This window comes from uncultured Roseobacter sp., assembly GCF_947496515.1.
Taxonomy (GTDB): domain Bacteria; phylum Pseudomonadota; class Alphaproteobacteria; order Rhodobacterales; family Rhodobacteraceae; genus Roseobacter.
This window is the reverse complement of the sequence record NZ_CANMDB010000002.1, coordinates 510,900-524,512: the sequence shown is the minus strand read 5'-3', so window position 1 is coordinate 524,512 and position 13,613 is coordinate 510,900. Positions and strand designations below refer to the sequence as shown.

The following is a 13,613-nucleotide window of genomic DNA, read 5'->3' as shown; positions in this document are numbered from 1 at the left end:
CCGCAGGAGGTGTTTGGATTATCGGACATTAGGGGTGCTCGCGAAGAGGGGCGGTTATTGATCCAGGAAGCCACTGAAAGCGCCGCGCAACCTTCGCTTGAATACGCGCTGCGTCAGGGAAGCACCGCTGTAAAATAGACCAGCGGGATGCGCGCGTCACCCTGTCATGAGCGGAAACCCTTGCTACTGTGGCATTTCAGCCCGCCGCGGTAGCTGCGGCGTCGCCCGAACGGGCTGTTCACCCGTCAGGCCCAGCCGAGCTGGCGCACCGCCTGCACATCATTCCAGATCTTGGTCATATGCGAGATCTTTCCACCGTCGAACTGCATGACATAGGTATAGTCCGACGCGACCTCCTTGCCTGTGGGGGGCACCGGCCCGCCTTCGCCCGTCTGGGTGCCGTGAAACGTCGCCGCTGCCACGGCGGTGCCGCGTTCTTCGTCCATGGCGAAGGACTTCAGCACGTAGCGGCCATCCGGTACCGGTGTCAGCAGCCCTTTCATCCAGTCGCAGTAGTCAGCCAGTGTCACTGTCTGGGCGAGCGCGTCTGCCTGACAGGAAAAGCCGGCATCCGGTGCACAGTACTGTGCGCACCCTGCCCAGCCTTTGCCGGTTTCACAGGCGTCGAAAAATGCCTTTGCGGTTTCGAAGTCTGACATCGTTGCCTCCCCGGGTGGTTATGCGCCTCAGTTTAGAGGAAGGGGACCCCCTCGTGTATCGAGACTTAGATACGGGTTTCTCCCGCGTTGGAGGCCTATACCCCCGGGCGATACGGATCGTCGGGACGGTCGCTTTTGCTGCAGGCTTTGCGGAGGGAGAGATCGCTGGCTGACGGAGAGGCCATCCCGGTTGGTGCCATTGATCGGGGGATGGCGGTTCATGTGATCCAAGGGAAGGCGCGAGAGAGCGTGTCGGAGAAACGTCCTGAGGTGAATGGCGTGATCACCCTGCGGCTGTTCGGCTCTGGTGGGTCTTCAACCACCCGTTGATCATCGCAGCGGCTTAGAACCGCCGACGGCGGTTTTTCGCTTTGCCACACGACGTCAAGCTGGAGCGGCAAGGACACCAAGGGCACGCAAGCGCCGCCCGCGCGGGAACAGGAAGAGATGCTTTTGGCGCGCCATAAGACTGGCGATGCGGGAGTGATTGCCCAGCGGTTGTCTCGGTCGCTGCTCACGGGGCTGCCCCGCTGCCAGAGAAGGACGTATCCCCGGTGCCTTTCGCGGCCATTATTCGTTTCCCTTCAAGGGGCTGGTGGGATCATCCGAGGCAAGGAGATCAAGCCGTCGAGAACGGACCTCGGTGCGGGTGGCCGATCGGCTGTCACTGCAGTGTGAGAGGCGCGAGGCGGTCGTTGCCGGGAGGCGGTTCGCGGCCAGCGGGGTCGGTCCGGGTGAAAAGCGACGCCCTCAGAGTGGTAAATATTGCATTAAATTTCCGGGGTCTGAGGTAAAAATTTACCCGGGTCCGCAGGGTTCCCATCTCAATTCACTCTGGTTAGACAGAAGGAAAAAGCCAAGGGCAACAAAAGGGTACGGCCATGTCTATACAGTCGACGTCATCTGATCAGGATGCGGTTGATTTGCCGCTGTCGGAGCATCTGTCCACCTGCATGTGCAGTGCCTGCATGGCTGACGACAGGTTCAAGGATGATGTCGAGCGCGCGGATGTGCCGACCGATGGTGGCGTGGCATCGGCGGCGGCGCAGGCCACCCTTCAGCAAATGTCCGACTTTCTGGAAACCGGGTACTGGAACAACACCAACGGGTTGCGCCACAATGTGGGCTCGACCGGGAGCGACCCGAACAACGGTGTGCTGCATTATAATGTGAGCGGCTACAGTTCGCTGCGCTACGGCGGAAATGTGGACAGCAATGGCGTTTCTGCCGCGCGGGCCGAGTTGATCCGCGATGCCTTTGACATCTACGAGGCGGTGCTGGGCATCGAGTTCGTGGAAACGACCAGCACCGATGACAGCTTTGTCGATTTCTTCTTTTCCGACAATGACAGCGGAGCCTATGCGGGGTCCACGCGTTTTGGCGACGGGACGATTTTCTATTCCTACATCAATCTGGCCGCTGGCTGGTCGGGGGGCACCTCGACCTATGACGACTACACGCTGCAGACAATCCTGCACGAGATCGGTCATGCCCTGGGTCTTGGCCATCAGGGTCCCTACAATGGCAGCGCACGCTACGCGAATGATGCGATCTATGAACTGGATAGCTGGCAGGCGTCCATGATGTCGTATTTCTCGCAGAGCGAAAACACCGCCATCACGGCGGACCGTGAGTTTCTGCAGACCCCCATGGCGGTGGATTGGCTGGCGCTGGACCAGATCTACGGTCGCTTTGGCTATGGGGTGTCGAATGCCTTCACGGGCGATACGACCTACGGGTTCAACACCACGATCTCGGCGGGCCAGAGCGAGATCTGGAACAGCTATGCGTCTTTTGCGGATCGCACGGCCTCGACCATCGTTGACGGAGGCGGGATCGATACGCTGGACTTCAGTGGCTACAGCAACGCGCAGAAGATCGACCTGACGATCCAGACCGCGGATCAGACGGTGCAGAATAGCTCTGATATCGGCGGTCGAGAGGGCAACCTGACGCTTGCGGTAGGCACCGTGATCGAGAATGCGATCGGCGGGTCCGGCAATGATGCGCTGATCGGCAACGCGGCGGACAATGTCCTGCGCGGTGGCGCGGGGGATGACACCTTTCTGGGCCGGGAGGGCAATGACACATTCATCGGTGAGGCCGGGTTTGACACGGTGCTCTATAATTCGGCCTTTGCGAGCTATACGTTCTCGCTCTTTATCAATGCGATCGAGGTGATTGGCGAGGGCATCGACCGGGTGTTTGATACGGTCGAAAGTTTCCGCTTTTCGGATATCACCTACAGCTACGACGCGATTGCTGATCTTTTCAGCAACACCAACGCGGCACCCGTCGCGCGCAACGATGACGCGAGCGTGGCCGAAGGGGCCGCCCTGTCCCTGGACGTGCTGGGGAATGACACCGACGCGGACGGGGATGCGCTGGCCATCACCCAGATCAACGGTCAGGCCGTTGCGGTGGGCGGATCGGTGTCGCTGGCCTCGGGGGCCGCGGTCACGTTGAATGCGAACGGCACGCTGAGCTACGCGCAAAACGGCGCCTTTGTGTCCCTGACCGCCGGGCAGACAGCGACGGAGACATTCGAGTACACGGTGGTCGACGGCAGTGGCGGATCCGACACGGCGGCGGTTGCTGTCACGGTCAGCGGTGTGGATGACGTTTCGCAAAATCCCATCGGGCAGAGCGGCAAAGCCACGGTGGTTCAGGACAATGCCGCGCAATGGCATACGGTGACCTTCGAAAGTGTGATCGAGAACGCGGTGGTCGTCATGGGACCCATCACGCTGAACGGTGTCGAGCAGGCGACGACGCGGGTCCGCGATGTGTCGGACACGGGGTTCCAGTTCCAGATTGACGAATGGAACTATCTGGACGGGGCGCATATTCAGGAAACGGTCGGGTGGCTGGCGATCTCCGAGGGGTCGCACACCTTGTCCGGTGGCCAGACAATCGTGGCCGGCACCCAAGACGTCGGCACCCGGTTTGCGGATGTCAGCTTTGGCGAAGCCCTGGACGATGCGGTGGTCTTTGCGGAGGTGGCCTCCGTGAACGAGGATGATGCGGTCACCACCCGGATCAGGAATGTGGATCAGAGCGGTTTTGAGCTGCGCTTGCAGGAAGAAGAAGCGCTCGGCTCGCATGTGGCGGAAACCGTGTCGTGGATTGCGGTCGAGGCCGGGGCGGCGGACGGGCGCGATGCGGTCCTGACCGGCGATCAGCTGACCGACACTGCGGATTGGTTCGTGTTCAATGCCGCCTTTGATGATGCGCCGGTTGTTCTGGCCGACATGCAGAGCTTTGATGGTCGGGATACCGCGACGGTACGCATGAACGCGCTGAGCGCGAATGGTGTGGCGCTCTTCGCCGAAGAGGAAGCTTCGGAGGACAGTGAGGTGCGTCACGTGACGGAAACGGCAGGGTATCTGGCGCTGTCCGAAGGTCTGATCTTTGAGGAGACGGCGCTGATCTAGCGGGGCGTGGCACCTGTTGCCGGGGTGTCGTCTTGCGCGGCGGCTGTCGGTAAGTGAAGTGCGATCCGGGGTTATTGGGGGCTCTGCCCCCCGGCCTGCGGCCGTCCCCCGGAGTTTATCTGGCAAGATGAAAGAGCGGGGTGTTCAGCTATGTCCCGTGGCAGCGCCCGGTGAGGTGTTCAAGGGGGATCTGGGCCCAGGGCCTTGGAGATGCTGTCCTATTCGGTGCGGTTGAGCGGCTGGTTGGCGTCCGGGGGACGTGGCTGCCCGCTTGGTAGCAGGCCGTCGCTGGCGAGCGGGTTTCGCCCTGTCGTTGTCAGCATGGTCGCCGCGGGACGACGGATCTGCCGTTGGTGTTTTGGTCGGGGCGATGCCGGCACGCGTTGCCCGACGATCCGAGCGTTACCGCTCGTGGCGGATCCCGCCATTCCAGCTTGACAGGTGGGGCGCTTTTACATTTGCATACGAACAAATTTTGGGGGCGTACCATGAGCAAGCTGGTCATTCGCAACATCGGTCAGATCCTGTCCGGCAAGTTCGAGGATCCGATCTTTGACGGGGATTGCCTCGTGGCCATCGACGGGCGCATCCATGACTGGGGGGCCGAACGGGATCTGGATTGTGAGGGTGCAACCGAGCAGGTGGATGCCAAGGGTGTCACGCTGGCACCGGGGTTGATCGACAGCCATGTGCACCCCGTGGTCGGTGACTACACCCCCCGGCAGCAGCAGTTGCACTGGATCGACAGCACCTTGCACGGTGGGGTCACCACGATGATCTCTGCCGGGGAGGTGCATATGCCGGGCAGGCCCAAGGACATCGTCGGTCTCAAGGCGATGTCGATTGCCGCGCAGCGCTGGTACGAGAACTTTCGCCCCTCGGGGGTCAAGGTGCATGCAGGTGCGCCGGTGATCGAACAGGGCATGGTGGAGGAGGACTTTGCCGAAATGGCGCGGGCGGGCGTCAGGTATCTGGGTGAGGTGGGTCTGGGCACCGTCAAGGACGGCAAGACCGCAGGGCAGATGGTCAGCTGGGCGCGCAAATACGGGATGCAATCGACGATCCATACGGGCGGTCCGTCGATCCCCGGATCGGGGCTCATTGATGCGGATATGGTGATCGAGACGGGGACGGATGTGATCGGTCATATCAACGGCGGGCATTCCGCCTTGCCGGACGATCAGATCATCTGCCTGTGCGAGACCTGCCAGTCGGCCTTTGAGATCGTGCACAACGGCAACGAGCGCGCGGCGGTGCTGACGGTCAATACCGCGCGGGAGCTCGGTAAGCTCGATCAGGTGATACTCGGGACGGATGGCCCGGCGGGATCGGGGGTGCAGCCCTTGGGGATCCTGCGGATGATCGCGATGCTGTCGGCCTTTGGCAATGTTCCGGCGGAGCAGGCCTTTTGCTTTGGCAACGGCAATACCGCCCGTCAGCGTGGTCTCGATGTGGGTCTGATCGAAAAGGGGTATAGTGCGGATTTCGTGCTGCTGGATCAGGCGCAGCACTCCCCCGGCAAGACGATGCTGGAGAGCGTGGCACAGGGTAATCTGCCGGGTGTCGGCATGACGATCATCGACGGGATCGTGCGCACCGAACGCTCCCGCAACACGCCGCCCGCGAACCGGTTTCCCGAGCGGATCACGTGAGCCGTCGCCCGTGTCACCGCGTCAGCTGAGTTTCTGCAGCAGCTCCAGCAGCCGGTTACGCTCTGCCTGCGTCAGGGGTTTGAGCGTCTCCTGCGTGATGTCCTGACCGTCCCGCACGAGCACGTCGACCATCCTGGCCCCGCTGGCTGACAGCGAGATATTGGAGCGGCGTTTGTCGTTGGGGTCGGGGTGCGCGACGATCAGCCCTTTTGCCTTGAGCCTGTCCACCACGCCCTTGGTGGTTGCCACATCCATCGCCGCGAGCCGCCCCAGATGGTTCTGCGAGACCTGCCCCTGCTCTGCCACGCGGATCAGGGTCGAGAACTGGGTGGGGGTCAGCTCCTCCGAGATCAGCCGCTGGAAAATCGTTGCGTGTCGCTGGTTGGCAAGCCGCAGCAAATAGCCGACCTGTTCATCCAGCCGGTAGTCAGAGAGTTTTGCCGCATCCGCGTCCGAGGCATCCATAGCCGTTCCTACCGCCAAGGCAGGCGTGTGAACAAGGGCCAAAGCCTACCTCAGCCCGTCGTTGCCTTCGGCTGCGTCATGGGTCAGACCACCGACGCGGGGCAGGGGCCTGCCGCTGTCCGTCACCGCGACGGCCACCATGATCTCGCCCGCGCGGGGTGCGTCGTTCAGCTGTACCTCGATCCCGTCAAAGTGGCTGCGCACGTAGGCGGCGTCCTTGTGGCCCAGCGGTACGTCGAGTACCTGACCCGGGCTGCCTATCTTTTTCGACGAGGGGACGAGGGCCGCGCCCCGCTCAACCTCGGCGCGCAGCGGTGCGCCCAGCTTGGGGTGGAGGATGGCAGCCGCGTGTTCCAGCTCGCCGTTCTCGCCGACCATCGCTGATTTGCCGTAGCTTTCCGCCTGATCCGGGGAGATGCCCAGGGCCTCCACGCATTTTTTGCCGAGCAGCGCGCCCAGTTCTGCGCCAATCTCCATCAGGTCTGACAGATCCTCTTGATAGTTGCCCGCAAAGGGGTTTTCGATGACCGCCACCGCGACGGCCTTGCGGGTGGCGGGGTCGATCGGCTTGCCCATCTCGATGTGGGTTTCCTCGATGGTGACGGCGATTTTCCGGATCTTGGCACTCATCTCAGCCCGTCCTTTCCAACGATGTCCTTTGCCGCCAGCCCGCCGACGCGGTCGTGGATGCGTGCGCCGGTGCTCATGACCAGAACGAGGGCCATTTCACGGGCGCGGGGGGCGTCGCTCAGCCCCACTTCCATGGCGTCGAAATGGCTGCGCACGTAGGAGGCGTTGATATGGGTGAGGGGCACGTCGAGCCGCCCCCCCGGGCCGCAGACCTTCTTGGTGGAGGGCACAATCGCGTTGGAATTGTCGAGCAGTTCGCGCATGGCGTAGCCGCCCGGCACGTGCCAGAGCGCGCCGTGCTCAAGCTCTCCTGCCTCACCCACGAGCGCGCCCTTGCCGTAGCCTTGGACGTTGGCCGCGCCGCCGAGCAGATCCGCCAGCTTTTGCGCGATCTGCAGGCCGAGCGGTTTGAGATCCTCCATGAACCACGCAATGTCGGGCTCGTACCGCCCGGCAAAGGGGTTCTCGATCACCGCCATACCGGAGGCGCGTTTGAGGCTCTGGGCGGGTGCAGGACCGCCTTCGTGAAAGATCTCTTCCACGGAATAGGCGGTTTTTCGGATCGTTGGCTCAGGCATAGGCATCCTCGGGGTGGTGCAGCGCGAAGGCGTTGTGATCAGTGACACAGGCGTGCTCCTGAAGAAACAGTGCCGCGCTGTGGATCAGGGGGGCTTTGGTGAAACCCGCGGCACGGTCCTTGCCGCGGGCGAGGGCGCAGTGGCAGTCGGGTGCCGCAAGCGCGCCGCAGCCTGTGACGACAGGCCGGTCACCGAGGTCAGCGTTTTCGTCCAGAGCGGAGGCGGCGCGGCGGGTGATGGCGGGGTGCCCGGGCAGATCGACCGCATTGGCAACGAGGGTCGCGGCCACATCGGCGGTCGCGGCGGTCCGGGCCAGCACGGTCACGCTGTCGGCGATGCCCAAGGAGTGGCTGCGCCCGTGGCGGCCGCTGGTGGCGATCCCGCCGACACCGTCGCGGGCCGTCAGGGTGATCCGGCCCAGCATCTGGCCGCGGTGATCGGTCATCGCCGTGGTGAAGGTGGCGGCACCGGTCAGATGCAAGGCGATGTCCCCGCCGTTGTTCACATAGGCACGCTCGAGCACCGCTGCCGCACACATGGCGGCCAGGATCTCATCCGCGACCGCGCCCGCCACCGCGGCCATGCGGGTCAGGAACCCCGAGGGCCGGAAGGGCAGGGCGGCGGCGTGCATCCGGCGCGCGACCTCCCCAGTGGGTCGCGGCGTGCGCGCGCCGAGCGGGGTGCGGAGCGCGGGCAGCTCTTCGACCAGCTCGGCCAGCACGGTTGAAAACCGGGCCACGGCGGCCTCAAAGGCGCGTTGCCGCTGGCCATCGGCGCCGATCACCAAATCAATGGGCCCGTGCTGCAGGTGCAGCCGCTGCCCGCAGGGCAGTATATTCGCGGTGGGGCCCGTGTGGTTCACGGTTTCCGGGCCCAGCGGAAATTGCCCTGCGCCACCGGATCGTGATCGCGCTCGTTGCGCGCGACCTTGCGCGCTTCGGCCTGATTGATCTGATCCACCGACTTGATCTGATCCACATGCCCGCCCAGCGTCCGGTAGTCGCTGGCGCGCAGGGTGAATTCGATGGGGGCGACCAGCGCAGGCGTGGGCACGTAGCCAAAGGATTGCGTGGGCATGTCCAGCACATCGACCATGACGGTGATGCCGCCGCCGGGCCAGACATAGGCATCCGCCCCACCGCAGGAGACATGGGTCAGGCTGTCCTTGACCGACCGGGTGAGCCGCACGGGGTTTTCCGTCACGCCCGCCCGCAAGCTGCCGCCCGCCCCCGCCATGAAGAGCACCGAACAGACCGACGGCTCGCAGTTCTCGGCGATCAGATCAGCCGAGGCGCGCAATGCCTCCGGCACGGGGTGCGGCTGGGGCGTGAGATCCGTGTCCAGCTCGAAATAGGCGTATTGCTCGCCGGTGGTGGAGACCATCAGCAGGCGCAGACCTTCCCACGCGATCTTTGGGTTGAAGGGTCCCAGAATGGTCAGCGGATCCTCGATATCCGTGCCGCCCCAGCCGGTGCCGGGGTTAGCCACCTGAAAATAGCGCCCTGGCGTCGAGCGTCGCCCGATGATCTTGATACCCGTGGGGGGGACATCGAGCTGCTTGCCGGTCTCATGTTCCGACAGGACACCAGTGATATGGTCATCGACCACGACCACCTCATCCGCGTGGCCCAGCCATTTCTTGGGAAACATCCCGATGGTGGCGGAGCCGCAGCCCACGCGCATCAGCCGCTCGGTCACGCCGTTGATGATGGGCGGTTTGCCTGCTTCCAAAACCACTTCGGTCGGGTGCGCGTCCTCTTCGCCGATCACCATGGTGACAGGCTCCCGGTTGCAGAGCCGCATGAGCGCGTCGCAGGTGACGCGACCCTCTTTCTTGGACCCGCCGGTCAGATGTTCGACCCCGCCCAGCGACAGCATCTTGGAGCCGTACTCAGACGTCATGACGTGGCCGATGGGCTCACCCTCCACGCGGACCACGTCGCGTTCGTGGCCGATGTGCCGGTCCGTGTCGATCTTTACCTTGACGCCGCAGTAGCTGAAGATCCCTTCGGTCACGACCGTCACCATATCCACGCCGTCGATGTCCTGGCTGACGATAAAGGGGGCGGGTTTATAGTCCGGATAGGTGGTACCGGCCCCCACCGCGGTCACGAAGGGGCGGCTGCCCTTGATGATGTCGCCGTCCCAATTGTCGGTCCCGCCGCCGGGCAGGAAGGGGACGACCTGCTGCTGCCCGCCTTCGATGATGGTCAGCGGGTCGAGCCGGATGAGTTCCCCTGCGTGATTGGCGTAGCGGTCACAGGCCCCTGATTTCCCCTCGGCGATGTAGCACATGACGGGGCAGGCGTCGCAGCGGATCTTTTCGGGTTTGATGTCGTCTTTCACGGCTGCGCCTTCAGAATTTCGGTGCGCACCCGGGCAGGGGTTGCGGGCACTTGGCGGTGGCGCACGCCGGTCGCTGCCTTGATGGCGTTGAGCAGCGCGGGAGCCGTCGGGATCAGCACATGCTCGCCCAGACCCTTGGCGCCGTGCGGTCCGTGGGCGTCGGGCTCCTCTATGATGATCGTCTCGATCGGCGGAATGTCCCCGATGGTGGGGATCAGGTAGTCGTGCAGGTTCTCGGTCCGCCCGGGCAAGTATTCCTCCATCAGCGCCATGCCGAGGCCCTGGGCGATGCCGCCGTGCACCTGCCCTTCGACGAGCATGGGGTTGATGGCTTTGCCCACGTCATGGGCGGCCACGAATTTCACGGGCGTGACCGTGCCCATGGCGGTATCGACCTCCACCACCGCCAGATGCGCGGCGTAGCCGAACTGCGCGTAGGGCGCGCCCTGACCTTGCGCGTCGAGCGGTTTGGTTGGGGGGTCGTAGCTTTCGCAGGCGTGCAGCACGAAACCGTCTTCATCCGCGGCGAGGCCCGCGAGGCTCAGCGTGTGGAGCCCGGCGCTATCCTCAGCGGTGATCTCAGGCCCGTCGATTGTCAGGCGGGCGTCGATGCCGACGTTGATCTTCTCCAGGATCTGTGCTCGGAGTGCTTCCCCCGAGAGCCGCGCGGCATTGCCCGACACATAGGTCTGGCGCGAGGCGGAGGTCTTGCCCGCGTCCGGGGTGACATCTGTATCGCCGCCGACCCGCGTGATCGCGCCCACCGGCACGCCGAGTGCCTCGGCAAAGATCTGGGTGATCACGGTGTTCGATCCTTGCCCGATGTCCACCGCACCCTGATGCAGCACGATGGTGCCGTCGGCGCGGATGCCGGACTTGATGGTCGAGGGATTGGGCAGCGAGGTATTGCCGCAGCCGTACCAGCCACCCGCCACGCCGACGCCCCGCCTGCGCACCCCGTTGCTGTCGTTGAAGGCCGCAGCAGCCGCCCGCTCTGCCGCCCAGGCGGGGCGCAGGGCCTCAAGGCAGGGTTTGATCCCCACCCCCTGATCGAAGACCTGACCGCAGACCGTGGGCGCGCCATTCTCCAGCGCGTTGAGGATGCGGAATTCCAGCGCGTCCATGCCCAGTTTCTCCGCCAGTTCGTCAAACAGGCTCTCCTGTGCGATGGCTGATTGCGGCACGCCAAAGCCGCGAAAGGCGCCCGCGGGCGGGTTGTTTGTATGCACGCCTTTGGATGCCGCCCGGTAGTCCGCCACCTTGTAGGGCCCGGACGCATGCACCGGCACCCGGTTGGCAACGGTCGGTCCCCAGCTGGCGTAGGCGCCGGTGTCGAAGGTGCCGTGGAAGTCGAAACCACAGATCCGCCCCTGCGCATCGGCGCCGATCCTCAGCGTGATGTCGGAGGGGTGGCGCTTGGTGGAGCTTTGCATCGATTCCGTGCGCGAATAGCGCATGCGCACCGGTCGACCCGTCTTGAGCGCGCCGAGCGCGAGGTAGGGTTGCACCGTCAGATCCAGCTTGGAGCCAAAGCCGCCGCCGACCGCCGTGGGAACGACCCGGATCTCGGAGCGGTCCATGGCGAGGATGCCCGCCAACCCCTCCAGGTCCATGACGGGCGCCTGGGTGCAGGCATGCAGCACCAGACGCCCCCCTGTCATTTCGGCAAAGCCTGCTTCGGGCTCGATATAGCCATGCTCCACAAAGCCGCTCTGAAAACGGCCTTCGACGGTGACCGCGGCCCGTGCCAGCGTTGTCTGCGGATCGCCGCGGCTGACGAAACCACCGCACATCACGTTGTGCGTGCGTCCCGGGTGAAGCTCGGGCGCGCCTTCCTGCTGTGCGGCGGTGACATCCGACGACGCGGGCAGCTCGGTCCAGGTCACGGGAAACCGCTTCGGATCGAACGCCGCCAGAAACGCAGGCTCCGCCACGATGGCCGCCACGGCTTCCCCGCGAAAACGCACCTTGCCTTCGGCAAAGACGGGCTGGTCTATGAACTGCGGGATCACACCAAAGGCGTTCTGGCCGGGGATGTCAGCCGCCGTCAGAACCGCAGCGACACCCGGTTGGTCCGTGAGGCTGTCCATGTCTCCCAGAACAAAGGACGCGCGGGCGAAGGGCGACCGGATCACCAGGATCTCAAGACAACCCTGCGGTGCGATGTCATCGCCGTAAGCCATGGCGCCTGTGACCTTGGGCATGCCATCGAGATGGGGGACGGAGCTGCCGACTGTGCCGTCGCCACTCTGAGCCGTCCCCGGTGCATTGATCACCGCATCGATGATCTTGCGGTATCCGGTACAGCGGCAGAGCACACCGCCCAGAGCGGTCTTGACGTCGTCGTCAGCCGGTGACGGATCGCGGCGCAGCAAGGCCACGGCGGAGACGATCATGCCGGGCGTACAGATGCCGCATTGCGCAGCACCATGATCCAGGAAGCGTTGGGCCAAGGCCTGTGCCTGCGCGTCGCTTTCGTAAAGACCGGCAAGCGTTTCCACCCTCCGGCCCTGCACCTGATGCGCTGGCGTCAGGCACGCGCAGACGGGGTCGCCATCAAGGAGTACCGTGCAGGCGCCGCAGTCACCGGCATCGCAGCCGACTTTGACGTCGCGCGAGCCGAGGCCCTCGCGCAGCAGATCAGAGAGCCGCTGGCCGGGATAGGGCGCGGCCGAGACGGTGGTATCGTTCAAGCGGAACGACAGCGCGGCGGCGTGGTCAAACTGCTTGTTCATGACACTGCTGCCTTTCGCACGGCGCGCGCCACCTGTTCTGCGACCACATCCATCCGGTAGGCAGCGCTGCCGCGCACGTCGTTGATGGGGCAGAGCGGGGCCAGGTCCTCGGGCGTGACCTCGATGTCGGCGGGCCGCTGCCCGATCAGGCGCCCTTCCAGCGTGCTCAACCGCTGCGCGACCGGGGAACATGCGCCTACGGCGATGCGCGCCTCCTCGATGCAGCCCTGATCATCGCAGGCGATGTTCGCCGCCGTCATGCAGATCGAGATCACCAGATAGCGACGGCTGCCCAGCTTCTCAAAGGCGGACCGCATGTTGCCGGGTTGTGGCGGGATCCGGATTCCGGTGACGATTTCGTCCCCGGCCAGATCCGTCTGCCGGACATTGGTGATGAAGCGATCAAGCGGGACGATGCGGGTCCCCCGCGCGGTGCTGAGGATTTCCACCGCCGCATCGAGCGCCAGCAGCGCGGGTACACCGTCTGCGGCGGGCGAGGCGTTGCAGAGATTGCCGACAACGGTGCCTGCGTTCTGGATCTGCACGCTGCCGATCTCCAGCGCCGCCGCTTTCAGCGCGTCGAAGGCGGGCGGCAGGTCGGCAGCGACCAGCGCGCTCCACGTCACACCAGCACCGATATGCGTCCCTGTTTGCGTGAAACGGACCCTGCGCAGTTCCTGAACGGCCGTGATGTCCAGATAAAACTCCGGTCGCTGACCCTGCTTGGCGGAGGGGTAGAGGTCGGTCCCGCCTGCGACGATCTTCCCGGGGCCCTGCGCGGCGATCTCCAGCGCATCGGACAAATGATCAGGTCTGTAAAAGCTCACACGTCCTCCGGCCAGTTTTGTTTGTATACGAATGATATGAGCGAATTTAATTTTCTGTCAACACTTCTTGGTGCGGCACGGGCGGTCCGCTCCGGGTGATTTTTAGATCAGCTCGACCAGCGCCAGATTGTTGAGCAAAGAGCCGAAACCGGTCGGGTGACAGCGGTATTGGCTGCTGCGCTGTGGCGGTGCGTTCTACTGTGTCTCGGATAGGGTCGTGCGGTTGGGCATTGCCTCTGAGGAGGCAATGCTGAGGTGTCCTGCGCGACACCGGCAAAGCTGCAAAG

General features: G+C 64.2%; 10 protein-coding genes. 2 read left to right on the top strand and 8 right to left on the bottom strand.

Annotation, left to right across the window (positions count from 1 at the left end):
- Positions 1-245 precede the first annotated feature (245 nt).
- Positions 246-659, bottom strand: a complete 414-nt coding sequence (locus tag Q1A53_RS06130; RefSeq protein ID WP_299964081.1) for a nuclear transport factor 2 family protein — start codon at positions 657-659, stop codon at positions 246-248.
- Positions 660-1,540: 881 nt separating this feature from the next.
- On the opposite strand from Q1A53_RS06130, the gene Q1A53_RS06125 reads away from it, so the two are divergent.
- Both Q1A53_RS06125 and Q1A53_RS06120 read left to right on the top strand, forming a co-directional pair.
- A complete protein-coding gene (locus Q1A53_RS06125) occupies positions 1,541-4,093 on the top strand; it encodes a M10 family metallopeptidase C-terminal domain-containing protein (protein ID WP_299964079.1) in 2,553 nt (850 codons plus the stop codon).
- Positions 4,094-4,581: 488 nt separating this feature from the next.
- A complete protein-coding gene (locus Q1A53_RS06120) occupies positions 4,582-5,745 on the top strand; it encodes an amidohydrolase family protein (RefSeq protein ID WP_299964077.1) in 1,164 nt (387 codons plus the stop codon).
- Between the two features lie 21 nt (positions 5,746-5,766).
- On the opposite strand, the gene Q1A53_RS06115 is transcribed toward Q1A53_RS06120, so the two are convergent.
- From Q1A53_RS06115 to Q1A53_RS06085, 7 genes are read right to left on the bottom strand one after another with little or no spacing between them, the layout of a single operon-like run.
- Positions 5,767-6,210, bottom strand: coding sequence for a MarR family winged helix-turn-helix transcriptional regulator (locus Q1A53_RS06115; RefSeq protein WP_299964075.1), 444 nt, complete (start codon positions 6,208-6,210; stop codon positions 5,767-5,769).
- 45 nt (positions 6,211-6,255) lie between these two features.
- Complete coding sequence (locus Q1A53_RS06110) at positions 6,256-6,840, bottom strand: amino acid synthesis family protein (protein ID WP_299964073.1); 585 nt, start codon at positions 6,838-6,840, stop codon at positions 6,256-6,258.
- Positions 6,837-7,418 (bottom strand): amino acid synthesis family protein, encoded by a 582-nt coding sequence (locus Q1A53_RS06105; protein ID WP_299964071.1) that lies wholly within the window; start codon positions 7,416-7,418, stop codon positions 6,837-6,839. Before Q1A53_RS06105 ends, Q1A53_RS06110 begins: the two co-directional genes overlap by 4 nt.
- On the bottom strand, positions 7,411-8,280 hold the full coding sequence (locus Q1A53_RS06100) for a UPF0280 family protein (RefSeq protein ID WP_299964069.1): 870 nt from the start codon (positions 8,278-8,280) through the stop codon (positions 7,411-7,413). The genes Q1A53_RS06105 and Q1A53_RS06100 overlap by 8 nt, the downstream gene beginning before the upstream one ends.
- Entirely contained in the window at positions 8,277-9,764 is a 1,488-nt protein-coding gene (locus tag Q1A53_RS06095) for a 6-hydroxynicotinate reductase (RefSeq protein ID WP_299964067.1), read from the bottom strand. The genes Q1A53_RS06100 and Q1A53_RS06095 overlap by 4 nt, the downstream gene beginning before the upstream one ends.
- Positions 9,761-12,499, bottom strand: coding sequence for a molybdopterin cofactor-binding domain-containing protein (locus Q1A53_RS06090; RefSeq protein ID WP_299964065.1), 2,739 nt, complete (start codon positions 12,497-12,499; stop codon positions 9,761-9,763). The genes Q1A53_RS06095 and Q1A53_RS06090 overlap by 4 nt, the downstream gene beginning before the upstream one ends.
- On the bottom strand, positions 12,496-13,326 hold the full coding sequence (locus Q1A53_RS06085; RefSeq protein WP_299964063.1) for an FAD binding domain-containing protein: 831 nt from the start codon (positions 13,324-13,326) through the stop codon (positions 12,496-12,498). The genes Q1A53_RS06090 and Q1A53_RS06085 overlap by 4 nt, the downstream gene beginning before the upstream one ends.
- Between the last annotated feature and the right edge of the window lie 287 nt (positions 13,327-13,613).